Origin of the sequence: Actinomyces sp. zg296 (assembly GCF_009829695.1) — a bacterium.
Classification (GTDB): Bacteria; Actinomycetota; Actinomycetes; order Actinomycetales; family Actinomycetaceae; genus Actinomyces; species Actinomyces marmotae.
In genome coordinates, this window is the sequence record NZ_VWPG01000004.1 from 303,245 (window position 1) to 326,094 (window position 22,850).

At 70.8% G+C, this 22,850-nt stretch carries 20 protein-coding genes; 6 read left to right on the top strand and 14 right to left on the bottom strand.

What is annotated here, in order from left to right; all coding sequences use genetic code 11:
• Positions 1 to 15: 15 nt before the first annotated feature.
• Positions 16 to 864 (bottom strand): lysophospholipid acyltransferase family protein, encoded by an 849-nt coding sequence (locus tag GVV76_RS05175; RefSeq protein ID WP_442858362.1) that lies wholly within the window; start codon positions 862 to 864, stop codon positions 16 to 18.
• Between the two features lie 122 nt (positions 865 to 986).
• Between GVV76_RS05175 and GVV76_RS05180 the strand changes: the two genes are divergently transcribed.
• Entirely contained in the window at positions 987 to 2,726 is a 1,740-nt protein-coding gene (locus GVV76_RS05180; RefSeq protein WP_159625467.1) for a DEDD exonuclease domain-containing protein, read from the top strand.
• 148 nt (positions 2,727 to 2,874) lie between these two features.
• On the opposite strand, the gene GVV76_RS05185 is transcribed toward GVV76_RS05180, so the two are convergent.
• Positions 2,875 to 3,327: a hypothetical protein gene (locus GVV76_RS05185; protein ID WP_159523494.1), complete on the bottom strand. Its 453-nt coding sequence runs from the start codon at positions 3,325 to 3,327 to the stop codon at positions 2,875 to 2,877.
• 184 nt (positions 3,328 to 3,511) lie between these two features.
• Between GVV76_RS05185 and GVV76_RS05190 the strand changes: the two genes are divergently transcribed.
• A complete protein-coding gene (locus tag GVV76_RS05190; protein WP_159523496.1) occupies positions 3,512 to 4,138 on the top strand; it encodes a superoxide dismutase in 627 nt (208 codons plus the stop codon).
• Positions 4,139 to 4,306: 168 nt separating this feature from the next.
• On the opposite strand, the gene GVV76_RS05195 is transcribed toward GVV76_RS05190, so the two are convergent.
• From GVV76_RS05195 to GVV76_RS05205, 3 genes are all read right to left on the bottom strand, one after another.
• Positions 4,307 to 5,329, bottom strand: coding sequence for an FKBP-type peptidyl-prolyl cis-trans isomerase (locus tag GVV76_RS05195; protein ID WP_235905259.1), 1,023 nt, complete (start codon positions 5,327 to 5,329; stop codon positions 4,307 to 4,309).
• Positions 5,330 to 5,399: 70 nt separating this feature from the next.
• Positions 5,400 to 5,795, bottom strand: a complete 396-nt coding sequence (locus GVV76_RS05200; protein WP_159523500.1) for a HesB/IscA family protein — start codon at positions 5,793 to 5,795, stop codon at positions 5,400 to 5,402.
• Between the two features lie 187 nt (positions 5,796 to 5,982).
• The gene (locus GVV76_RS05205; protein ID WP_175994026.1) at positions 5,983 to 7,641 is read right to left on the bottom strand and encodes an ABC-F family ATP-binding cassette domain-containing protein; all 1,659 of its coding nucleotides are present in this window, start codon (positions 7,639 to 7,641) and stop codon (positions 5,983 to 5,985) included.
• A 268-nt stretch (positions 7,642 to 7,909) separates the two neighbouring features.
• Between GVV76_RS05205 and GVV76_RS05210 the strand changes: the two genes are divergently transcribed.
• Complete coding sequence (locus tag GVV76_RS05210) at positions 7,910 to 9,994, top strand: glucose PTS transporter subunit IIA (RefSeq protein WP_159625469.1); 2,085 nt, start codon at positions 7,910 to 7,912, stop codon at positions 9,992 to 9,994.
• A 150-nt stretch (positions 9,995 to 10,144) separates the two neighbouring features.
• Here GVV76_RS05210 and GVV76_RS05215 read toward each other — a convergent pair whose 3' ends face one another.
• From GVV76_RS05215 to GVV76_RS05235, 5 genes are all read right to left on the bottom strand, one after another.
• A complete protein-coding gene (locus GVV76_RS05215) occupies positions 10,145 to 11,014 on the bottom strand; it encodes a TrmH family RNA methyltransferase (protein WP_159625471.1) in 870 nt (289 codons plus the stop codon).
• Positions 11,015 to 11,158: 144 nt separating this feature from the next.
• On the bottom strand, positions 11,159 to 12,319 hold the full coding sequence (locus GVV76_RS05220; protein ID WP_159523508.1) for an SPFH domain-containing protein: 1,161 nt from the start codon (positions 12,317 to 12,319) through the stop codon (positions 11,159 to 11,161).
• Between the two features lie 56 nt (positions 12,320 to 12,375).
• Complete coding sequence (locus tag GVV76_RS05225; RefSeq protein WP_159625473.1) at positions 12,376 to 12,816, bottom strand: NfeD family protein; 441 nt, start codon at positions 12,814 to 12,816, stop codon at positions 12,376 to 12,378.
• Positions 12,817 to 12,912: 96 nt separating this feature from the next.
• Positions 12,913 to 13,731 carry an ABC transporter ATP-binding protein gene (locus tag GVV76_RS05230; RefSeq protein WP_159625475.1) on the bottom strand — a complete coding sequence of 273 codons (819 nt, stop codon included), beginning with the start codon at positions 13,729 to 13,731 and terminating at the stop codon, positions 12,913 to 12,915.
• 145 nt (positions 13,732 to 13,876) lie between these two features.
• Complete coding sequence (locus GVV76_RS05235; RefSeq protein ID WP_159625478.1) at positions 13,877 to 14,620, bottom strand: hypothetical protein; 744 nt, start codon at positions 14,618 to 14,620, stop codon at positions 13,877 to 13,879.
• Between the two features lie 141 nt (positions 14,621 to 14,761).
• Here GVV76_RS05235 and GVV76_RS05240 point away from each other — a divergent pair, with 141 nt between their 5' ends.
• Positions 14,762 to 15,511 (top strand): hypothetical protein, encoded by a 750-nt coding sequence (locus GVV76_RS05240; RefSeq protein WP_159625480.1) that lies wholly within the window; start codon positions 14,762 to 14,764, stop codon positions 15,509 to 15,511.
• 64 nt (positions 15,512 to 15,575) lie between these two features.
• Here the strand turns inward: GVV76_RS05240 and glgA are convergent, their stop codons facing one another.
• Positions 15,576 to 16,805, bottom strand: a complete 1,230-nt coding sequence (glgA, locus tag GVV76_RS05245; RefSeq protein ID WP_159625585.1) for a glycogen synthase — start codon at positions 16,803 to 16,805, stop codon at positions 15,576 to 15,578.
• Positions 16,806 to 17,024: 219 nt separating this feature from the next.
• Here glgA and glgC point away from each other — a divergent pair, with 219 nt between their 5' ends.
• On the top strand, positions 17,025 to 18,269 hold the full coding sequence (gene glgC / locus GVV76_RS05250; protein ID WP_159523518.1) for a glucose-1-phosphate adenylyltransferase: 1,245 nt from the start codon (positions 17,025 to 17,027) through the stop codon (positions 18,267 to 18,269).
• A 100-nt stretch (positions 18,270 to 18,369) separates the two neighbouring features.
• A complete protein-coding gene (gene serB, locus GVV76_RS05255; RefSeq protein ID WP_159625482.1) occupies positions 18,370 to 19,074 on the top strand; it encodes a phosphoserine phosphatase SerB in 705 nt (234 codons plus the stop codon).
• Between the two features lie 447 nt (positions 19,075 to 19,521).
• Here serB and GVV76_RS05260 read toward each other — a convergent pair whose 3' ends face one another.
• The 3 genes from GVV76_RS05260 to GVV76_RS05270 form a co-directional block, all read right to left on the bottom strand.
• Complete coding sequence (locus GVV76_RS05260) at positions 19,522 to 21,342, bottom strand: ABC transporter ATP-binding protein (RefSeq protein WP_328703563.1); 1,821 nt, start codon at positions 21,340 to 21,342, stop codon at positions 19,522 to 19,524.
• 3 nt (positions 21,343 to 21,345) lie between these two features.
• Entirely contained in the window at positions 21,346 to 21,897 is a 552-nt protein-coding gene (locus GVV76_RS05265; RefSeq protein ID WP_159625486.1) for a SixA phosphatase family protein, read from the bottom strand.
• A gap of 66 nt (positions 21,898 to 21,963) precedes the next feature.
• Complete coding sequence (locus tag GVV76_RS05270) at positions 21,964 to 22,842, bottom strand: SDR family oxidoreductase (protein ID WP_236263225.1); 879 nt, start codon at positions 22,840 to 22,842, stop codon at positions 21,964 to 21,966.
• Between the last annotated feature and the right edge of the window lie 8 nt (positions 22,843 to 22,850).

Genomic DNA, 22,850 nt, shown 5'->3' on the forward strand with positions numbered 1-22,850 from the left:
TCGCCGTGAGCGGTCTCAGGACTCCGGGGTGGACTCCTCATCCGCCTCATCGCCATCATCGGCCTCATCGGCGGGAGGCTCGGGGACGCTCACCTCAGGGGCGGGGCGGCCGCCGGGGGCCGCCACGGGGGCGGCGGCGGGGCGGGAGCCGGCCTGCTGCGCCAACAGGCGGTCTGTGGCCTCCAGGGCCGTGATCCTCTCGGCGTCCATCAGCTTCTTTACGTCCGCCGCGTAGACGTCCACGTACTCCTGCCCTGACAGGGACATGAGCGCGTACATGACCTCGTCGGTGATGGAGCGCAGCACGAAGCGGTCGTTCTCCAAGCCCCGGTAGCGGGAGAAGTCCAGCGGCTCACCCACCACGATGCCCACGCGGTGGCGCGTCGATGGGATGACCTGGCCGATCGGTTGGGCGATGTTCGAGCCGATCATCGCCACCGGGATGATCGGCGCGCCCGTGGCCAGGGCGATGCGCGCCACGCCCGTCTTGCCCCGGTACATGCGGCCATCGGGGCTGCGCGTGCCCTCCGGGTAGATGCCGAACAGCTCACCCGCCCGCAACCGGTCGATCCCCGCCTGGAGGGCCGCCTGCGAGGCCTTGCCGCCCGAGCGGTCCACCGGGATCGTGCCCACGGCGGTCATGAAGCGCTTGACCGCCCAGCCCTTGACGCCCTTGCCGGTGAAGTAGTCGGACTTGCCGATGAACGCCACCTCGCGGTCAATGAGCAGCGGCAGGAAGAACGAGTCGATAACCGCCAGGTGGTTCGAAGCGAGGATCGCCGCGCCCTCGGTGGGAATGCGCTCCTCGCCCCGGATCCAGGGCTGGTAGAGCATCTCCAGGGCGGGGCCGGCGGCGGCCTTCATGCCTCGGTATCCCACGGGGGGCCTCCTGCGCTATTGACTCCTACTGGTGGCGCTCGCATCCGCCCCACGGGCCCGGCGGGGCGCCCTTGGAGCGATCGCATCACGAAGTCTAGCCTCGCACCGTGCCCCCACCCACACGTTCGACCGACGGCGCCCACGATCCTCGCCCCGCCGCCGCGGCCTGCCGCCCATGGGGAGCCACCGGGACTCAGGGCTCCTTCGAGGACATGGGCACGCCCCTGCGCGAGGCGACCTTCGTCGTCGTCGACCTGGAGACCACCGGCGCGGGCCCAGGGGCCCACGCCATCACCGAGATCGGGGCCGTCCGCGTGCGCGGCGGCATCGTCGACGACGAGTTCTCCACCCTGGCGAACCCCGGCGCGCCCATCCCCGCCCAGATCACGCTGCTCACCGGGATCACCAACGCCATGGTCGCCACCGCGCCGCCCCTTGTGGAGGCGCTCGCCGCCTTCCTGACCTGGTCCCGCAGATCCTCCCCGGCCGACGGCGCGGCCGCCGGCCCGATCCTCGTGGCACACAACGCCCGATTCGACGTCGGCCACCTGCGGGGGGCCGCCCGCGCTCTGGGCCTGCCCTGGGACGAGCCCCGCGTCGTCGACACCCTCGCCCTGGCGCGCCGGGCCTGGTCGCGGGCCGACGTCCCCAACCACAGGCTCGGCACCCTCGCCTCCTTCGTCGGCTCCCCCACCCGTCCCACGCACCGCGCCCTCGACGACGCCCGCGCCACCGTTGACGTCCTCCACGCCACCCTCGAGGCCCTCGCGCCGCTGGGCATCACCCACGTGGAGGACCTGTCCACCGCCGCGGACCCCGTTCCCGCCAAGCGCCGCGCCAAGGCCCACCTGGCCGACCCGCTCCCCCACGCGCCCGGCGTCTACCAGTTCCGCTCCCCCGCCGGGCAGGCGCTCTACATTGGCAGCGCCTCCGACCTGCGCCGGCGCGTGCGCTCCTACTTCACCGCCGCGGAGAAGCGCGGTCGCATCGCGCGCATGCTCGACACCGCCGTGAGCGTGCGCCACATCGAGACCCCCACCGAGATCGAGGCCCGCGTTCGCGAGCTGCGCCTCATCGCCGAGCTCGACCCGCCCCTCAACCGCCGCTCCCGCGCGCCCCAGCGCCAGCCCTGGCTGCGCGTGGCCCGGGGGCGCGGCGGCCTCGGCCCACGCCTGGCGCTGACCACGGCGCTCCCCACCGACGATGCCCCCGAGGCCGTGGGCCCCTTCCCGTCCCGCGCCAGCGGATTGGAGGCGCAGCGGGCCGCCGAGTCGGTCCTGCGGTTGAGCGCCTGGGACGGCACAGACCTGCACCAGGCCTCGGTCCATGACTTCCCCGCCGACGCCAGAACCGCGCGCCAGGCCCTGGCCGGACGCATCGACCTCGTGGCCGCGCCCATCCTTGAGCGCGTGGCCGCCCTGGCCGAGCGCGAGCGCTACGAGGAGGCGGGCACGTGGACCTCCCGCCTGCGCTCACTCCTGCTGGGCGCGCGCCGCGCGGAGACCGCCAGGCCCCTGCTCGCCTGCCCGCACCTCATCGCGGCCAGGCGCCGCGAGGCGGGGGGCTGGGAACTCGTGGCCGTGCGCTGGGGGAAGTTGGCAGGCTCGCTCGTCAGCCCGCCCGGCGCAGACCCGCGCCCCTACGTCGACGCCCTGCGCGCCACGGCCCAGGTCGTCGACCGCCCCGAGCGTGTGGGACAGGCGGCCAGCGTGGAGGAGACGCTGCTGCTGGCCTCCTGGGTCCTCGACGGCGGCGCCCGCCTCGTCGAGGTCGACGGCGATCCCTCGGTCCTGGCCTGGCCCATCGGCGCCGCGGCCCGCCATCAACGGGTCATCGACGCGGGTTGAGCCGAGAGGTATCGCCAGGGGCGGGTTCAGCCCCGCAGCGCCCTCATCAGGCCCGACGGGAGCGCCCCAGGGCGCCTCAGCGCCCGGTGGCGCGGAGGATCGACCGGGCCTGAGCCCGTCCCGGTGCAGCCCGCCCTCAGTCCTGCGGTCAGCCCGCGGCGACGACGCTGCCCCGGCGGGCGCGGAGCGCCGCGACGATGCCCTCCTGGAGGGCCAGGGGCTCCAGGGGCCGGGGAACGACGGCCTCGACCTTGGACCAGGCGGCCAGCCAGTCATCCTGGGGGCGGGCGGTCAGGAGCAGCACCGGGGGGCGGCGGTCCATCTCGGTGAAGAGCTCGTGGGCCAGGCCCATGCCGCCGTACTTCTTGACCTCGGCATCGAGCACGAGCGCGTCGAAGGGCTTCTGGCCGGCCTCGGCGCGGTCCTTCATCGCCAGGCGCACGCCCTCGGCGGTGGCCGCCTCGAACCAGGTCACAAACGGCATTCCCTTCGCGGGACGCCGTCCGATGCCCTCGATGACCTCGCGGCGGACATTGGCATCGTCGGAGAAGATGAGGAGTTCGAGGCGATCGGCGGCGCCAGGGGAGTCATTGGTGGTCATGAGGTCCTCCAAAGGACGGTCTGGGCGGCAAGGCGTTCAGCGGTCAGTGTAATCACAGGCGGGCAGGGCGCGCTCGGCTACCCGCTCCTGACTCGGCGACCTACGATGGGAGCACTTCCAGGACCTCAGTCCCAGCGCCTCGTCGCCGGACTGGATTCGCCCACCGACTTGAAAGGCACGCCGCATGGCCGTCTACACCCTTCCCGAACTCCCCTACGACTACGCCGCCCTCGAGCCCCACATCTCCGGGCGCATCATGGAGCTCCACCACGACAAGCACCACGCCGCCTATGTCGCGGGCGCGAACGCCGCGCTCGACGCCCTGGCCGCCGCCCGGGAGGCGAACGACTTCGCCGCCATCAACCTGTGGGAGAAGAACCTCGCCTTCAACCTGGCCGGCCACACCAACCACACGATCTTCTGGAAGAACCTCGCCCCGAACGCCGGCGGCGAGCCCGAGGGTGAGCTGGCCGAGGCCATCAAGGACTCTTTCGGCTCCTTCAAGCAGTTCCAGGCCCAGTTCACGGCCGCCGCCCTGGGCATCCAGGGATCGGGCTGGGCGATGCTCGCCTTCGACGTGCTGTCCGGCAAGCTGGTCATCTTCCAGCTCTTCGACCACCAGTCGAACCTCCCCGCGGGCACCCTCCCCCTCTTCCTCGTGGACATGTGGGAGCACGCCTTCTACCTCGACTACCTCAACGTCAAGGCGGACTACGTCAAGGCGATCTGGAACATCGCCAACTGGCAGAACGTCTCCGAGAGCCTGGCCCTGGCCACCTCCAAGCGCTCTGAGATCATCAACGCCTCCTGACTCCTGAGCCCCGAGCGGGTCTCGCCTCCGGCCCCGGCCGCAGGATGAGAGGGCCCCGCGACCGATCATTCGGTCGCGGGGCCCTCTCATCGTCACCTGAGGAGCGCGCGGGATGAGCGGCGGGATGCCGCTGCCTCCCCTCGCGCCCCTGAGGGGCGGTCACACGGGTCAGAGGGCCTTACCCAGGTCCATCACGTAGGCGAGCGACGGTGCCGAGCCTCCCCGGGCGGGCGGGGTCAGCACGATGACGCGCGACCCGGCGGGCACCCCCTCCAGGCCCTTGATCTGGGCCGTGTTCACGGTCTGGAGGCCGCCGTCCTTCCAGGTGGAGCCGGTCCGGGAGCCGTCCCATGTGGAGTAGGCGACGTTCGCCGCGACGGTGGAGTTGGCGGTCAGGGGCTGACCCGTGCCGCGGGCCAGCACGATGACCTCGGGCTCGGTGGGCTCCGTGGCTCCGGAGGCCACGCTGATCGTCGACTCGGTGCCGGGTGCCCCGGTCACCGTGATCCCGCGAGCGGCCGCCTTGTCCTCGCCCTCCGGGGTGGCCGTCGAGACGGCGGAGTCGACGTCCTGGGGGGAGGTCTTCGAGACGATTTCGACGACGAACACCAGCGGACCCTCGGGCTTCCCGGAGCCAGGCTTGGCGATGCCCTGGCCGTAGCCGAGCTCCGGCGGGATCGACATGAGCACGCGCTCGCCGACCCTGTGGCCGGCCAACCCGCAGGTCCACCCCGGGACCACCTGCTGGAGGCTGAAGGGCGTCGGGGCCCCGCGCTTATAGGAGGAGTCGAACGCGGTGTTGCCGCCCCACTCCCAACCGACATAGGAGGCGGTCACGACGTCGGTGCTCGCGACCGCGTCTCCCGTCCCCTCGTTGAGGGTCTTGACGGTCAGGTTCGCCGGCGCGGCCTGGCCGCTCCAGGTGAGGGTCGGCTGGGCGCCAGGATCACCGCTGACGGCCGGCAGCGCGGGGGAATCGGAGTCGATGGTCAGCGTGGAGCAGTCGACGCCGGTCAACGGCTTCACGGGCGAGGCGGTCGCTGCCGGGGTGGTGGGAGTCGCGTCGGAGGCGCGCTCTGAGACGTCACCGCAGGCGCCCAACGCCAGGGCCGCGCTCAGGACGAGCGCGCCGAGGGCCGGGCCGCGGCGCTTAGCGCGGCCGACGGTGGGAAGGGGGAGGAAGGAAGGCACTACTTGCCTCTCGTGTCGGTGAGCGGTCCTCCAGCCGCTCATGGCGGCGGAGGGACCCGCTCAGTGGGAATCAGTGGAAGGACTCGCCGCAGGCGCAGGTGCCGGCCGCGTTCGGGTTCTCGATGGTGAAGCCCTGCTTCTCGATCGTGTCCGCGAAGTCGATGGTCGCGCCGGACAGGTAGGGCACGCTCATGCGGTCCACGACCACCTCGACGCTCTCCATGGCGCCACCACCGGTCGGGAAGGCGCGCACGGCGTCGCCGTCGAGAACGCGCTCGTCGAAGTAGAGCTGGTAGACGAGGCCGGAGCAGCCGCCGGGCTGCACGGCCACGCGCAGGCGCAGGTCATCCCGGCCCTCCTGCTCCAGGAGGGAGGCGACCTTGGCGGCGGCGGCCTCGGTGAGGAGGACCTCGTGCTCGGGCGCCTCGGCGGTCCCGTTGCTCACGGTCTCAAGAGTCTGGGTCATGACTGTCTCCGTACTTTTCGTGAATCGTCCACGTCGATCGACGTGGTCATTCACGACTACCCTACGTCCGCGCCCCTCGGATCACCGAGTGACGGCACTCACCGTCGCCCACCGGGTCTCAGGCCGGCCGCGCCCAGGGGGCGGCCAGAGGGGACCGGGCCCCAGTCGGGCTCAGGCCGGGCCCCGATCACGCCATGGCCACGAGCTCGAGGTAGTCGTCCCCCCACAGGTCCTCGTCGCCGTCGGGCAGCAGCAGCACCCGGTCGGGATTGAGGGCGGTCACCGCGCCCTCGTCGTGGGTGACGAGCACGACGGCGCCGGTGAAGGTGGACAGCGCCCGCAGGATCTCCTCGCGGCTGGCCGGGTCGAGGTTGTTCGTGGGCTCATCGAGCAGCAGGACGTTGGCGCTGGAGACCACGAGGATCGCCAGGGCTAGGCGCGTCTTCTCCCCGCCGGACAGGACCCGGGCGGGCTTGTCGGCGTCCGCCCCCGAGAACAGGAAGGAGCCGAGCACGCCGCGCACCTGGGTGTCGTCCATCTCCGGGGCGGCTGAGCGCAGGTTCTCCACCACGGTGCGATCGTTGTCGATGGTCTCGTGCTCCTGGGCGTAGTAGCCGATCTTGAGGCCGTGCCCGGGCAGGACCTCGCCGGAGTCCGGGGTCTCGACGCCGGCCAGGAGGCGCAGGAGCGTCGTCTTGCCGGCGCCGTTGAGGCCGAGGACCACCACGCGAGAGCCCCGGTCGATCGCCAGGTCCACCCCGGCGAAGACCTCCAGGGAGCCGTAGGCCTTGGACAGCCCGGCGGCCTTGAGCGGCGTCTTGCCGCAGGGGGCTGGGTCCGGGAAGCGCAGGTGGGCGACCTTGTCCGCCTGCTGCTCGGCCTCCAGGCCGGCCATGAGCCTCTCGGCGCGCTTGAGCATCTGCTGGGCGGCGACGGCCTTGGTGGCCTTGGCGCGCATCTTCTCGCCCTGGGCGCGCAGGGTGGCGGCCTTCTTCTCCGCGTTGGCCCGCTCGCGGCGGCGCCGGTGCTCGTCGTCGGCCCGTTGCTTGAGGTAGGCGTCCCAACCGAGGTGGTAGACGTCGAGGGCCCCGCGGTTGGCGTCCAGGTGCATGACCTGGTTGACGGTGTCGCGCAGGAGCTCGACGTCGTGGCTGATGACGATGAAGCCGCCGGAGTAGGCGCGCAGGTGGTCGCGCAGCCAGACGATGGAGTCGTGGTCCAGGTGGTTCGTGGGCTCGTCGAGGAGCAGCGTGTCGGGGTGGGCGAACAGGACGCGGGCGAGCTCGACACGGCGCCGCTGGCCACCGGAGAGCGTGCCGATGGGCTGGTCGAGGACGCGGTCGGGCAGGGAAAGCGCCGCGGCGATACGGGCGGCCTCGGAGGCCGCGGCGTAGCCTCCGGCCATGGTGAACTCGTGGTCGAGGCGGGTGTAGCGGTCCAGGGCCTTGGCCATGGCGTCGCCCTCGGTGGTGGAGATGCGCTCCTCCGCCTTGCGGATGCGGGCCAGGAGGGAGTCGATGCCGCGGGCCGACAGGATACGGTCGCGGGCGATCTCGCCCAGGTCCCCGACCTTCGTGTCCTGAGGCAGGTAGCCGACTGTCCCGTTGCAGGAGATCGTCCCCTCGTGCTCGACGGCGTCCAGCCCGTGGCGCTCGTCGCCGTCGGCCACGGCCTGGCTGGTGCCCTGGGCCACCGAGGCGGCGGCCAGAAGCTTGGTCATCGTGGTCTTCCCGGCGCCGTTGCGGCCGACAAGACCGATGCGCATGCCCTTGTCGACGCGGAAACCGGCGCCGGCCACGAGCCGACGGGCGCCGATACGCAGGGTGAGGTCCTGGACGTTGATCACGGCGGACATGCTACGGGGCGCGCCGGAGCGCTCCCGCCGGAGCCGCGCGGGCGGGGGCCGGGCCGCCGCTCCGGCACGGCGCGGAACGTCCCCGGTCCGGCGCCGAGCCCCCGCAGGATTGAGGCAGTCCTCACAGGGCTGTAACATCTCAGCAAAGCGGCATCCCCGCGCCCATCCGCCCGCGCGGCCGATCCCAGGGCCCGGAGAATCGCTATGCCGACGGTACTGCCCGCCGTCGGGCCACACGTCAGAAAGGCATTCCCACGCCATGACCACCACCACGAGCACGCCCGAGGCGATCCTCGACGCGGTCGGTGGGGCGGACAACATCGTCCACCTCACGCACTGCGCCACCCGCCTCCGGTTCGAACTCCACGACGCCTCGGTCATTGACAAGGCCACCGTCGAGGCCATCCCCGGAGTCCTCGGCGCGGTTCCCCAGTCCGGTGACCGCTACCAGATCGTCATCGGCGGCGCCGTCCAGGGCGTGTACACCGAAATCATGAACCTGCCCGCGATGAAGAGCGCCGGGGCCATGTCCGACGCCGACGTCAAGGCGGCCGCCCGCTCCAAGGCACGCGGGAAGAACGCGATCATCGACGCCTTCTTCGAGTACCTCTCCGACTCCTTCCGCCCGCTGCTGCCCGTGCTGCTCGGCGCCTCGCTCATCATCGCCTTCGAGGCGATGCTCGACGCGCTGGGCATCGTCGACTTCCGGGACGACGCGGCCAAGGGCGCCACCTGGGTCTTCGTGGACTCCATGTGGCGCTCGGTGTTCTACTTCCTGCCGATCATGGTGGCCTACAACGCCGCCAAGAAGCTCAACATCGACCCCTGGGTCGGCACGGCCGTCATGGCCGCGCTGATGACCCCGAACTTCATGAGCCTGAGCTCCAAGGCGTACACCGAGACCGCCTCGGGATCGGGCATGTTCACCCAGGCCCTGAAGTTCTCCGACCAGGTCACCTGCACGACGAACCACACGCTGGGCACCGAGTCCTGCGTCGCGCACATCTTCGGCCTGCCCATGCAGCTCAATGACTACGGCGGCCAGGTGTTCGTCCCGCTCATCATGGTCGCGGTCCTCGCGCCGCTGTACAAGGGCCTGCAGAAGATCATCCCGGTCAACCTCCAGATGGTCTTCGTCCCCTTCCTCTCCTTCGTCGTCATGATGCCGGTCACCGCCTTCCTCCTGGGCCCCATCGGCGTGTGGGCCGGTAGCGCCATCGGCGCCGGCCTGGCGTGGCTCAACAACAGCGCGCCGATCGTCTTTGCGATCGTCATCCCGCTGCTCTACCCCTTCCTGGTGCCGCTGGGCCTGCACTGGCCGCTCAACGCGCTCATGCTGATCAACATCGACACCCTGGGCTACGACTTCATCCAGGGCCCCATGGGCACCTGGAACTTCGCCTGCTTCGGCGCCACCGCCGGCGTGCTCGTCCTGGCCATCCGCGACAAGGACCGCGTCATGCGCCAGACCGCCTCGGGCGCCCTCGCCGCGGGCCTCCTCGGTGGTATCTCCGAGCCCTCCCTCTACGGCATCCACCTGCGCTTCAAGCGGGTCTACCCGCGCATGCTCATCGGCTGCGCCGTGGGCGGCCTCATCGTCGGCATCGGCGGTGGCCTGAAGGCCTCGACCTTCGTGTTCACCTCGCTGCTGACCATCCCGGTCTTCTCCCCGATGTTCCTCTACGTCGTGGGCATCACGGCGGCCTTCCTGACCGCCATGGTGCTCATCATCATCACCGACTACCGCACGAAGGAGGAGCGCGCCGCCGCCATGGCCGCTGCCGCCGGCGGCGCCGTCGAGGCCCCCGCTGAGGACACCGCCGCGGATCTGGCGCTTGAGGCCGGAGCCGCTGGCGTCGCCGAGGCGCTCAAGCCCGGCGCGGTCACCGAGATCGCCTCTCCGCTCGTCGGTGATGTCGTGGCCCTGGCCGATGTGCCGGACCCCGTGTTCTCCACCGGGGCAGTCGGTGACGGCGCGGGCGTGACGCCCTCGGGCGAGATCGTCGTGACGGCCCCCGCGGCTGGGACGGTCGTCGTCGCCCCCGCCTCAGGCCACGCTTACGGCATCAACCTGGACAACGGCGTCGAGCTGCTCATCCACGTGGGCATCGACACCGTCAACCTGGAGGGCAAGGGCTTCGACGTCAAGGTCAAGCAGGGCGACCGGGTCACGGCCGGCCAGGAGCTCGTGCGCGTCGACCGCGCCGTCGTCGAGGAGGCCGGCTACTCGCTGACCACCCCGGTGCTCGTCACCAACACCGCGAAGTTCGCCTCCGTCGAGTTGGTGGCCTCCGGCGGCATCGAGCGGGGCGCCGCGCTCCTGCGCATCACCGCCCAGGATTGATCCTGGACTGATCCTCGCCCGATCCTCGGGCGGGGATCGGCCGGGTGGTTCGGCTCTGAGGGCCGGCGCTCCCCCGTGGGGCGCCGGCCCTCAGCCGTGCCGCCGCGTTGGGAGGAGCGGGCGGGAGCCCGGGGAGCGGGGGCCGGACCCTCAGCCCTCCCCCGGGACTCGCAGCGCCCAGAAGGCGACGGCGGCCGCGGCGGCCACGTTGAGGGAATCCACTCCTGCGGCCATGGGGATGCGCACGACGGCGTCGCAGGCGCTCACGGTGCGCCGCCGCAGCCCATCGCCCTCGGTGCCCAGGACGAGGGCGACTCGGGATCCCGGGGAGGCGCAGGCGGGCGAGGCGGCGAAGGCATCGAGGCTCATCGAGTCCTCGGACAGGGCCATGGCCGCCACGGTGAAGCCCGCCGCGTGGAGGTCGGCGAGGGCCGGCCAGGGATCGATGCGCGTCCACGGCACCTGGAAGACGGTGCCCATGGAGACGCGCACGGCGCGCCGGTAGAGCGGGTCGGCGCAGCGCGGCGTGACGAGCACGGCGTCCATCCCCAGGGCGGCCGCGGAGCGGAAGGCCGCGCCCACGTTCGTGTGGTCGACGAGGTCCTCGAGGACCGCCACCCGGCGGGCGCCCGCTCCCCCGCGGGCCGCTGCGAGCAACCGGGGGACCGGGGTGAGAGCAGGGCGGTTCATGGCGGCCAGCGCCCCCCGGTGGAGGTGGAATCCGGTGATGGACTCCAGCACGGCCTCCTCGGCGACGTAGACGGGCACGGGCCCGCCCTCGGGATCGCCCTGGCAGCCGGCGGCCGCTGCGATGAGCGGCGCCATCTCGTCCAGGTGGCGGGGCGCCGTGAGGAAGGAGCGGGGGGCGTGCCCGGCCTCCACGGCCCTGGCGATCACCTTGGTGGATTCGGCCATGTACAGCCCGCGCTCGGTCTCAAGGCGGCGGCGCAAGGCGACGTCGGTCAGGCGCGTGTAGTCGGCGAGGCGGTCGTCATCGCCGTGCTCGACGGGGACGATCATCGTAGGTCCCCCTGGCGGAGGGGGCGGCAGAGGGCGAGATCGAGGGGAGGGCGTGAGAGGGCAGGCAGCACAACGGGGAGACTAGGACGGCCGGTCGGCCGATTCCATGTCCCCCCGTTGCGCCGTTGGGTTTTGGGACGCGCCTCACCCCTGCGCCGGGGGCTCGGGCTCCTGGCGGTGCGCGCCGCCCCGCGACGCCGGGAAGGAGGGGCCCGCCGGGTCGGCCCCACCGGTGGACTGCGGCGCCTCGGCCGCCTCCTGCGAGGCGGAGGCCGCCTCGCCGCGGGCCTGCGCCAGGGCCTCCTCGGGGGTCTGCAGGTTCGTGGCGGCCAGGTCGGAGGCGATGTCGAGGCCGGTCTCCATGCCCGCCAGATCCACCCGGACCTCACCAGAGTCACCGGCGTCGGCGAAGGCGGCCGATGGGCCGTCGGCCCCCTTTCCGCCCAGCGCGCCGGCGATGCCGTTGAGAGCCGCGGTGAACTCCGTGGGCACCACCCACATCTTGGAGGACTGGCCGTTGGCGATCTTGGGCAGGGTCTGCAGGTACTGGTAGGCCAGCAGCTTGGGGTCGGCGTTGCCGCGGTGGATGGCGTCGAAGACCTGGAGGATGGCCCGGGACTCGCCCTGGGCCTTGAGGATCGCGGACTGGGCCTGGCCTTCGGCGCGCAGGATGGCGGACTGCTTATCGCCCTCGGCCGTGAGGATCTGGGACTGCTTGACGCCCTCGGCCGTGAGGATGGCGGCGCGGCGGTCGCGCTCGGCGCGCATCTGCTGCTCCATGGCGCCCTGGATGGAGGCGGGCGGGTCGATGGACTTGAGCTCCACGTTGCTCACGCGGATACCCCAGCGGCCGGTGGCCTGGTCGAGGACGCCGCGCAGTTGGCCGTTGATCTGGTCGCGGCTGGTCAGCGTCTGCTCCAGGTCCATGGCGCCGATGACGTTGCGCAGCGTGGTGACGGTGAGCTGCTCGATGGCCTGGAGGTAGTTGGAGATCTCGTAGGTGGCGCGCTTGGGGTCGGTCACCTGGTAGTAGATGACGGAGTCGATGGACACCACGAGGTTGTCGGAGGTGATAACCGGCTGCGGCGGGAAGGACACCACCTGCTCACGCAGGTCCACGATGGTGCGCACGCGGTCCACGAAGGGCACCAGGAGGTGCATCCCCGCGCCGAACTCGGCCTGGAACTTGCCCAGGCGCTCGACGATGATCGCGTACGACTGGGGCACGATCCTCACGGCGCGCACGATCGCCACGAGGACGAGTAGGAGGAAAAGGCCGAGGATGATGAGGATGACGTTCTCCATATCAGTTCCTTAGATAGGGGGCCGCCGCGGGGGTAGGGCCCGGGGCGGATGACTGGTCAGTCAGCGGGGGCGACGACGGCGGTGGCGCCGTCGATCGAGATGACGGTGATAGCCGCGCCGGGCTCGAGCCTGGCACCGGGCCCGTGGCCCTCGGCCAGGCGGGCGCTCCACTCCGCCCCGCCCAGGCGGACCAGGCCTCCCAGGGCGTCCACGGCGGTCAGGGCTCGGCCGGATGAGCCGACGATGGCGTCGGCGTTGGTGCGCATCCTCGGCGCGGAGGCGGACATGCGGCGCTTGAGGGCCGGGCGGACGGCGAGGAGGAGCAGGCTGGCGACCCCGGCGGCCCCGATCACCTGCAGCCACAGGGGCGCCCCCAGGAGGGAGGCGACCATGCCGCCGAGCGCGCCCCCAGCGAGCATGAGGAGGGTGAGATCGGCCGAGAGGGTCTCGACGATGGCCAGGATGAGGGCGGCGCCGAGCCACCAGATCCATTCCATGGCGGTCTCGCTTTCTGCCCAATGGGACTGGGCCGTGGTTGATGAGTGGGATGGGGATGGGGCTCGCTGATCGCCCCGATCGGATCCAGGCCCGGCTCAGGCCTGGTGATCACCGGGGCGAGCGGCAGGGCCGCTGGCCCCGCGGGCGGTGAAGCGCCCGCGGTCCGTCGTGATCTCCAGGGGCAGGCCGAAGGTGGCCGACATGGTCGAGCTGGTGAGGACCTCGCCCAGGGCGCCCGAGGCCACGGCCCGCCCGCCGCGCAGGGCCAGGGCGTGGGTGAAGCCCACCGGGATCTCCTCCAGGTGGTGGGTGACCATGACCATCGTCGGGGAGGAGGGGGTGGACACGATCTGGCTGAGCGCCCCCAGCAACTGCTCGCGCCCGGCGACGTCGAGCCCCGAGGCGGGCTCGTCGAGGATGAGGAGCTCGGGGTCGGGCATGAGGGCGCGGGCGATCTCCACGCGCTTGCGCTCGCCGGAGGACAGGCTCGCCCAGGGGCGCTCGATGAGCTCGCCCGAGCCGAGCGCCGTGAGCAGCGCGGTGGCCCGCTCGGTGTCCTTGTCCTCGTACTCCTCGCGCCAGACGCCGATGCGGCCGTAGGAGGCCGACAGGACGATGTCGAGCACGCGGTCCCCCGCCTGGAAGCTGGAGGCCATCGCCGACGAGCTCAGCCCGATGCGGGGGTGGAGCTCGGAGATGTCCACCCTGCCCAGGCGCCGCCCCAGGACCTCCACGGCCCCCGAGGAGGGGAAGAGACGGGCGGAGGCCATGCGAGCGGCCGTGGTCTTGCCGGCGCCGTTGGGCCCGAGGACCACCCAGTGCTGGCCCTCGTCGACCCTCCAGGAGAGGTGGTCGAGGATCTGCGTGCTTCCACGGTGCAGGGATACGTCGTCGAGGAGAAGAACACGGGTCATGGGATAACCCTATCCCGCCCGCGTGACCTGAGTCGCACGCACTCGCGCACAACCCTCCCCTCCTCGATCGAGACCGGTCGAAAACAGCGCCGAGACCGGTCGAAATTACGATCGAGACCGGTCCGGCGCGCCGGCAGGGAGCCCCTCAGTGGAGGGCGTACTCATCCCGGCTGATGGTGAAGCCGCGCCCGGCGCCGTCCAGGCAGGTCACGCCCGACTCCACGCTGGAGCAGGTGTAGCCGTGCGCGCTCACGGACCGGCCGTAGCCCAGTGATCCGAAGGCGTCGAAGTCGGTGATGGCGCCGCCTCCGTTCCTCCAGGCGGTGATCCCGTTGATATCGGTCTTGCACGCGCCGTAGGAGGGGCCGGCCTCACCGGTGCGGATGATGCCCTTAGTCAGCGGCCCGGTGGGGCAGCCGTTGGCGTCCTGGTCCTCGGCGTGGAGCTCGGGGCTGTCCGCCAGCTCGCAGGAGGCCTGCGGGGCGACGGCCCGCGCGGAATCGGATCCGAGCGCGTCGGGGAAGGAGGCGGGGCCGATTACGCAGGCGATGTTCCGGCTGGGGGTGAGGAAGGCGACGCCGTCGAAGCCGGGGTAGGAGTAGTCAGCGGGGTCGACGGAGGAGGTCGATGCCGAGGGCAGGGGGCTGAGGGTGGTGGCGGCCCCGGAGGGCAGCGCAGAGGGGGCCTCCGACGCCGGTACCGCGCCGGCTGGGGCCGGGCCCTGCTCCGCGGCGACGCCAGGGGCCGACGGCGCGGCGCTCGGCGCGCCCGGCCCGGACCCCGACCCGCAGGCGGCCAATGGGAGGAGCGCGGGCAGGAGCAGGGCCGCGAGGAGCGGCGTCCGGCGATCGCAGCGCGCGCAGCGTGAGGGGACAGGGGCGGTGGGCATCAGTGCCTCCAGGAGACGCTGCCCCGGTGGGAGGCCGGTGGGCACGCCGGTCCAGCGGGGACGGAGTGCCTTCATTTTACGTCCCCGCGGCGCGGTGCGGCCTCGCAATCGCAGCGCTCCCAACGGTTTAAGGTGCGCAGCGTGACTGACCTCGACCTCCGCCCCTCGATCCTGCTCGCCCTGTGGCTGCCCGTTCCCTCCTCGCGCGGCGCCGCCGTCGTCGAGGGCGCCGACGGCGCCCACGCGGTCGCCGATCCGGAGCTCGGCGGTCAGGTGCCCCTGCTGGAGTGGATGACCCTGGCGGGACGGCCTGAGCGAGTGGCGGCGGTGCTCCCCAGCCCCTCCGACCCCCTGCCAGGGCTGGGCGCGGCGCTCGACGCCGGTGAGGCGGTGCTGCTGCGGACCGCGGCGGGGCGAGGCGGCCCGCATGGGGCCCGCACGCGCCTGCTCATCCCCGAGCCGTCAGGAACGAGCGCGGTGTGGCGCCTCGTCGAACTGGGTACTGGGCCCGCGGGTCCCGGTGAGGCGGTGCCCCCTTTCGATGCCGCGCACGCGCGCGCCCAGGTTCATGCGGCGACGGAGGAGGCCATCGCGGCGCTCACCGAGCTGGACCTGGCCCGGGAGCGCCCCGAACTGGCCGACGATCTGACGGATCTCATCACCGCCGTCGCGGACCCGCGCCTCCTGCCACCGGGGATGGACCAGCGGCGCCGCGAGCTCCTGGAGCGCTCACTGCGCCTGCTAGGCATCTGCGAGATCGCGCTGGCCGACGACGGCGCCGCGGCGACGGCGCTCCAGGCCGAGCGGAGGGCGCGGGTGCTGCGCCCCCTGCGGGACACCGCGCGCCACGGCGTGGCCGCGGCGACGGACTGGTGGGCCGGGGCGCGCTGAGGGCGACCCGGCCCCGGCCGGCCCGCGACCCGCGCGAGACCGGGGCGGGAGCGCTATCGAGGGATCAGCCGCGGTCGAGCACCCAGCGGTAGACCTCCATCGTGCGCTGGGCGATCGCCTCCCAGGAGAAGTGCTGCTCCACGCGGGCGCGGGCCGCCCGGCCCATGCGCCGGGCCAGGGCCTCATCCATGACGAGCGAGGTGAGGCGCTCGGCGAGGTCGTGGACGAAGGCCTCGGGCTCCACCGGGGTCCCGGTGCCGTCGGTGACCTGCTCGATGGGTACCAGGAGGCCGGTCTCGCCGTCGACGATGACATCCGGGATGCCACCCGTGGCCGAGCCGACGACGGGCAGCCCGCAGGCCATGGCCTCGAGGTTGACGATACCCAAGGGCTCGTAGACGCTCGGGCACACGAAGACGTCGGAGGCGGACAGGACGGCGATGAGCTCGGGCCGCGGCAGCATCTCCTCGATCCACACCACGCCGGTGCGCTTCTCGCGCAGCCCCGCCACGAGGCCCTCGACCTCTGCCTTGATCTCCGCGGTGTCCGGGGCTCCGGCGCACAGGATCACCTGGACCTCGGCGGGCAGGAGCTCGCAGGCGCGCAGCAGGTAGGGCAGGCCCTTCTGGCGGGTGATGCGTCCGACGAACACGATGGTGGGCCGCGAGGCGTCAATGCCCAGTCGCTCCAGGGCGGCGTTGGACGCGGCATCGGCCCCGGGGCCGGCGGGGCGCTGCCAGGCGTCGAGGTCGATGCCGTTGTGGACGACCTTGACCCGCTCGGGATCAATGGCCGGGTAGGAGCGCAGGATGTCGGCGCGCATGCCGTTGGAGACGGCGATGATGCCGGCGGCGGCCTCGTAGGCGGTGCGCTCCGCCCAGGAGGACAGGGCGTAGCCCCCGCCGAGCTGCTCGGCCTTCCAGGGGCGCAGGGGCTCCAGGGAGTGGGCGGAGATGACGTGCGGGGCGCCGTGGAGGAGGGAGGCGAGATGGCCGGCGAGGTTGGCGTACCAGGTGTGGGAGTGGACGATGTCGGCGCCCTCGCAGCCGGCGGCGATCTCCAGGTCGACGCCGAAGGTGCGCAGCGCCGCGTTCGCCCCATCCAGCTCCGCGATCTCCGGGTAGCCCGTGACGCCGTCGTCGGCCCCCTCGCTGCCCGGCTCGCGGGCCCCCCCGAAGGCGTGGACGCGCACATCGGCCAGGGGCCGCAGCACGCGCGCGAGCTCGTTGACGTGGACGCCAGCGCCTCCGTAGATGAACGGCGGGTACTCCTTGGTGAGCAGATCGACTCTCAGTGACGCCATGTGCCTGTGCCTCCTCGGCTGCGCGTTCGGGCCGCCCTGCTGGCCAGGGCGCCGTCGGCCGTGATGCGGGCCTCAGCGCAACGGTAGCGGGATCGGGCGGCGCGCCGCCGGGGTTTCAGCCCCTCCCCGGCGCCGATCGGTGCGCTCAGATGCCGACCCGCACCCCCAAACCGGTCGCATGAGTGGCCTCGATCACCGTAAGGTGGCCCCATGGCTTCCCCACGTGTCCTCGCAGTCATCCTCGCCGGCGGTGAAGGCAAGCGCCTGATGCCCCTGACCGTCGATCGTGCCAAGCCCGCCGTGCCCTTCGGCGGGATCTACCGGCTCATCGACTTCTCCCTGTCCAACATGATCAACAGCGGCTTCCTCAAGGTCGTCGTGCTGACCCAGTACAAGTCGCACTCGCTGGACCGTCACATCGCCAAGACCTGGCGCCTGTCCAACATGCTGGGCAACTACATCGCGCCCGTGCCCGCGCAGCAGCGCGTGGGCAAGCACTGGTTCCTCGGCTCGGCGGACGCGATCTACCAGTCCCTCAACCTGCTCGACGACGAGCGGCCGGACTACGTGGTGATCACCGGCGCGGACAACATCTACCGCATGGACTTCTCCCAGATGCTGGACCACCACATCGCCTCCGGGCTGCCCTGCACCGTCGCGGGCATCCGCCAGCCCCGGTCCCTGGCGGACCAGTTCGGCGTCATCGAGTCCGACCCGGTCAACCGGGGGGTCATCAAGGCCTTCGTGGAGAAGCCGAAGGACACCCCCGGGCTGCCCGACTCTCCCGACGAGGTCCTCGCCTCGATGGGGAACTACATCATGAACGCCGACGCCCTCCTGGAGGCCGTGACTGCTGACGCCGCCGACGAGTCCTCCAAGCACGACATGGGCGGCAACATCGTGCCGTGGTTCGTCTCCCGGGGCGAGGCCGGCGTCTACGACTTCAAGGACAACGACGTCCCCGGCGCGAGCGAGCGCGACCGCAACTACTGGCGCGACGTCGGGACGGTGGACGCCTTCTACGAGGCCCACCAGGACCTCATCAGCGTCAGCCCCGTGTTCAACCTGTACAACGACCGCTGGCCCCTATTCGCCGGCTACGACGCCTCGATGCCTCCGGCGAAGTTCGTCTACGGGCACCACGAGCGCCTGGGGCACGCCGTTGACTCGATCGTCTCACCCGGCGTCATCATCTCCGGTGGTGAGGTGATCTCCTCGGTGCTCTCGCCGTCGGTGCGGGTGAACTCGTGGTCCTCGGTGCGCTCGTCGGTGATCATGGATGGCGCGCAGATCGGGCGGAACACAGTGGTCAACCGCGCGATCCTCGACAAGCACGTGGTAATCGAGGAGGGCGCGATGGTCGGCATCGATCGCGAGCACGATCTCGAGCGCGGCTTCACCGTCACCGAGTCCGGCATCACCGTGGTCCCCAAGGGCAAGGTTGTCGCGCGCTGACGCGCCGGCCACCTGAGTAGATACCCCGGTGCGCGGGGTGCGCGGCGCAGCCGACAGGACGCGCCGCGCACCCAGGCGCGCGCTCGGTACGATCGCGTCCATGATTCCCACGAGCGCCGCCGCATCCCCCGCCTCACCCACTTCTCGGGTCTCGGGGGCCCGTGGGGCTCTGGCCCCGCAGGGCCCTGGGCTGCTGGTCATGGACGTGGACTCCACGCTCATCGAGCAGGAGGTCATCGAGCTCATCGCCGAGCGGGCGGGGACTCGCGAGGAGGTCGCCGCCGTCACTGAGCGGGCGATGCGCGGCGAGTTGGACTTCGCGGCCTCGCTGCGCGAGCGGGTGGCGACGCTGGCGGGCGTGCCGGAAACCGTATTCGCCGAGGTCCTGGCCGAGGTGCGCCTGACGCGCGGGGCGGAGGATCTCATCGCGGCGCTGCATGAGCGGGGCTGCGCCGTGGGCGTGGTCTCGGGGGGCTTCGAGGAGGTCGTCCTACCCCTGGCCGAGCGCCTGGGGATCGACCATGTCGCCGCAAACCGGCTGGAGGTCGCCAATGGGCGCCTCACCGGGCGGGTCCTGGGAAAGATCGTGGACCGACGGGCGAAGGAAGCCTGCCTGCGCCAGTGGGCGGCTGAGCGCTCGGTGCCGATGGAGCGCACGGTGGCGGTGGGCGACGGCGCGAACGATCTCGACATGATACGTGCCGCGGGATTAGGCGTGGCCTTCTGCGCCAAGCCGTTGCTTCGCGAGCAGGCGCCAGCGCGAATCGACGAGCGCGACCTGCGCCTCGTGCTCGACCTCCTCTAGCCGCACCGCCCCCTTTGGCGAGACCGGTCGAAAACACGGGCGAGACCGGTCGTTGTTAGGGGCGAGACCGGTCGGTTGTCCACAGGTGGTGCTGGTGGGGCGGGGTTAGTGGGGGTTTTCCACAGATCGGCGCTGGGGTCTAGCGCCGAGGACGGCCGGGGCCCTCGGGTTGGGGCCCGACGGCGATGCCGCCGGCCCGAGCGAGGCCACCGCCCCGGTGCCGACCGCCGACGTGCTCGACGGTGGTACCGGAGGGGGCGCAGGCGGCAGGCGACACGGTGAGGCTCCCATCGACGCGTGAGCCGCGGGACAGCAATTCGTCGAGGCCGGACGACGCCTGCCCTCAGACATCAGGAGTGCATTAGCGCGGACCGTGAAGGCCCATAAAGTGGTCGTGAGCGCGGTAACCCGCGTCCTAGTTGTGCTCGCTGTTTCCGGCAGGACCGATCAACGGGCCTGCAGGCCCTGGGCGTCATACATATCGCGATAATGCGCACAGTCTTCCATTAGGTCTGCGTGCCCGCCAACGCCAACGACCGCGCCATCATCGATGACGATGATCCTGTCCGCATGAGCCACTGTGGCGAATCTATGCGAGACGAGCACGACCGTCGTCTCGCCCCCAAGCGCGGCCATGGCCTCGAAAAGTATCTTCTCCGAGACCGCGTCCACAGACGCGGTCGGCTCGTCAAGGACCAGCAGGCGAGGCTTCTTCACCAAGGCTCTCGCAGCCGCGATCCGCTGCCATTGCCCAATAGACGGTTGATGGCCTCCCTCAAAATGCCGCCCCAGCATCGTGTTCAACCGCTCAGGCAGGGACATCGCCCAATCCCTCAGCCCGACCGCCTCAAGAGAATCCCAGAGCCGTTCATCATCAGCGGTGCCGCGATCTCGCGGATAGCCGTACTCAATATTGTCTCGCAACGATCTCTCATATTTAACGAAATCTTGGAAAAGAGCGGAGGACCATGAGTACAAATATTCTCGCGACAACTCTCCGATGGGGCGGCCATCAACAAAAATTTCCCCTTCATCCGGCTCATAGAACCTCAACAGTAATTTACATATCGTTGATTTGCCGCAACCGTTGATTCCAACAAAAGCGGTGATACTGCCACTGTCGATCGAAAAGGAAACATCATTCAATGCGAGAACATCAGTCCCGGGATATCGGAAGCTCACATTACGGAACTCCACTGAGCCGCCGCGCCCATCGGAAGGCCCTCGGAACGCACCTTCAGCGATACGGGCGGGTTGCGTATCAACCAATGCCACCCAATTTGACACATAAAGAAGATGCTGATAAATGCCTGTGAAGCCGATGAACGCCGCGAGCACTAATGGGCCGACTTGAGTAGTGGCCGAAATAAATCCCGCAAGCTCGCCTACCCTATTATGCACCCCGGCAATAATTGCCGCGTAAACCACTGCACCGAAGCTGGCAAGCACAGAGGCCGCCCCAAGGCCTCCGGCCTGGAGGAGAGCGAAGCGCGCCAGGCCAATGTCTTGGCGCAAGAAATTTTTCTTGATCGACGAATATGAGTTCGTGAAGAGTTCGTCCAGGCGGAACAGACGAGTCTCCTTCTTGGCGCTATCCGACATGAGCAAGCCGCGGAGGTATCCCGCCAGCCTTGCCTTCGTGGCGCGCTTGTACTCTATATCATAAGCCCTCGTTTGAACGCGAAAAGTGGCGACGCATCCAGGGATAGGGGCGACAAGGAGCATCGATGCAATAACGGGGCTCCATTGCCAGAGCACTGCGCATATGCTCAGCAGCGACAGCAGCGCCTGGATCGCGGATCTCAGCATATCAAACAAGCCGTAGACGTGCTCGCCCGTAGATTCGTCCACGCGTTGAATGATGTCATACGTCTTTGAGGACTCAAAATTTTGCACCTCCATGTCCCCCAGTCGCTGAACCGCGTCGATCTCTATGTCATACGATAGCCTTAAGGTTAAGACATCCCCAAGGAATTTGATTATGTTCTCAAGAACATATTTTACGAAGACAACCACTCCGAACACGATGGCCCAAACGAGGTACCCCCTATAGTCAGCGCTGTCCACGACTGACGATACGAGAGCTCCGACCGCATACACTTGCGCCCCAGGGAGGACGCCGGACACTATCGACAATATTCCGATCACGGCGAAGCGGCGACGCGCGCTCCCGTCAATCCGACTCCAAGCGATGCTCATCGTCCGGGACAGGGGAGCCGCCCCGCGCATCAATAGCCGTGACTCAAACTCAGTCTCCACATTAATCATCCTCTAATGGGCGGGGGTGAGAAGATCGGTGACCTCGGCGGAACCGCCGGTGAGGACGGCCCAGGGCGAGCCCACCCGCAGCACGGCGGCGTTGGCGGTCGACATGCCGTAGGAGACCCGCCGCCCGAGGTCGCTCACTCCCCCATCGAGATAGGCGGCGAGCTCGGAGGTCGTCGGCTCGTGCCCCACCACGATCACCGTGCGCGCGCCCGGCCCCGCCTGACGCACCAGTTCGAGGACGGCCCGGCCTCCCCCGAAGTACACGTCCTCCTCCACGAGAGTCCGCCCCGGGGACAGCCTCTCGGCGATCGGCTGGGAGGTCTGCCGCGCGCGCCTGGCGGGCGAGACGATGAGCAGGTCGGCGCTGCCCACCCGGGTGGCGAGAGCCGCCGCCAGGGCCCGGGCTTGCGCCACGCCGGCGTCGGACAGCGGGCGCTCGATATCCGTGGGCGCCGCGGCGGCACGGGCGTGGCGGATGAGGACGAGCGTGCGGGCCTCAGCCGCCTGGGCGGCATCGGCGGCGCCAACAGCGGCGCCGGGAGCGGTCTCAGTCATGGGTCCTCCTCGCGGATTGAGAGCGTGCGGATCGGTGGCCGGCGCGCCGCCGGACGACACCGGCGATCACAGGGTCGCCCCGCCGTCGGCGTGGATGACGGCCCCGGTGGTCGCGGGCATCCAGTCGGACAGGAGGGCGACGGCGGTGCGCGCCACCGGCGACGCGTCATTGGGGTCCCAGCCGAGCGGGGCGACCGCTCCCCAGTCGCCCACGAGATCATCGAAACCGGGGATCGCGGAGGCCGCCGTCGTGCGCAGCGGCCCGGCGGACAGGGCGTTGACCCGCACGCCCCGGGGCCCGAGCTCGACGGCGAGGGCTCGCGCCGAGGCCTCGAGGGCGGCCTTGAGCGGTCCCATCCAGCCATAGCCGGGGTAAACGCGGGAGGTGTCGAAGGTGAGGGCGAGCACAGAGCTCCCCCGCCCCAGCAGCGGCGCCGTCGCCTCGACGAGCGCGGCCAGGGACGCGGCGGAGACGATGAAGGCGTCGCGGAGCGCCGCCATGCGCGCCTCCCCCGCCTCCTCCAGGCGCGCCCGCTCGCCGTCGTCTGCCTCCTGCAAACCGGCGGGCAGCACCGTCCCGAGGAGGTCGCGGCTGGCGCGGGCGATCGAGTGGACGACGCCGTCGAGCCGCACCACGCCAAGGCGCTCCAACTCGCCCGGCAGCGCGGCCAGGGACGCGGGATCGGCCACATCGAGCCCCACCACGGGCTCGGCCAGTCCCAGCAGCGCGGCGACGGACTCCGTGAGGGCCCGGGCGCGCGGGTGCGTGGTGAGGATGACGCGGGCGCCCTGCTCGGCGGCGGCGCGGGCCACGGAGGCGGCGATCGAGGAGGGGCGCATCACCCCGGTGATGAGGACCGTGCGCCCCCGCAGCAGCCCGGGGGGTGCGCCCGGGCTCGGATCCCTCGGATTCATGGCCCCACCCGGGCCCGTCGCAGCCGTCACAGGCACAG

Excerpts from the sequence above, each read along its gene's own strand:
- GVV76_RS05175 (WP_442858362.1), bottom strand. The coding sequence starts at position 864 with ATGAAGGCCGCCGCCGGCCCCGCCCTGGAGATGCTCTACCAGCCCTGG.
- GVV76_RS05185 (WP_159523494.1), bottom strand. The coding sequence starts at position 3,327 with ATGACCACCAATGACTCCCCTGGCGCCGCCGATCGCCTCGAACTCCTC.
- GVV76_RS05190 (WP_159523496.1), top strand. The coding sequence starts at position 3,512 with ATGGCCGTCTACACCCTTCCCGAACTCCCCTACGACTACGCCGCCCTC.
- GVV76_RS05200 (WP_159523500.1), bottom strand. The coding sequence starts at position 5,795 with ATGACCCAGACTCTTGAGACCGTGAGCAACGGGACCGCCGAGGCGCCC.
- GVV76_RS05210 (WP_159625469.1), top strand. The coding sequence starts at position 7,910 with ATGACCACCACCACGAGCACGCCCGAGGCGATCCTCGACGCGGTCGGT.
- GVV76_RS05215 (WP_159625471.1), bottom strand. The coding sequence starts at position 11,014 with ATGATCGTCCCCGTCGAGCACGGCGATGACGACCGCCTCGCCGACTAC.
- GVV76_RS05220 (WP_159523508.1), bottom strand. The coding sequence starts at position 12,319 with ATGGAGAACGTCATCCTCATCATCCTCGGCCTTTTCCTCCTACTCGTC.
- GVV76_RS05225 (WP_159625473.1), bottom strand. The coding sequence starts at position 12,816 with ATGGAATGGATCTGGTGGCTCGGCGCCGCCCTCATCCTGGCCATCGTC.
- GVV76_RS05230 (WP_159625475.1), bottom strand. The coding sequence starts at position 13,731 with ATGACCCGTGTTCTTCTCCTCGACGACGTATCCCTGCACCGTGGAAGC.
- GVV76_RS05235 (WP_159625478.1), bottom strand. The coding sequence starts at position 14,620 with ATGCCCACCGCCCCTGTCCCCTCACGCTGCGCGCGCTGCGATCGCCGG.
- glgC (WP_159523518.1), top strand. The coding sequence starts at position 17,025 with ATGGCTTCCCCACGTGTCCTCGCAGTCATCCTCGCCGGCGGTGAAGGC.
- serB (WP_159625482.1), top strand. The coding sequence starts at position 18,370 with ATGATTCCCACGAGCGCCGCCGCATCCCCCGCCTCACCCACTTCTCGG.
- GVV76_RS05260 (WP_328703563.1), bottom strand. The coding sequence starts at position 21,342 with ATGATTAATGTGGAGACTGAGTTTGAGTCACGGCTATTGATGCGCGGG.
- GVV76_RS05265 (WP_159625486.1), bottom strand. The coding sequence starts at position 21,897 with ATGACTGAGACCGCTCCCGGCGCCGCTGTTGGCGCCGCCGATGCCGCC.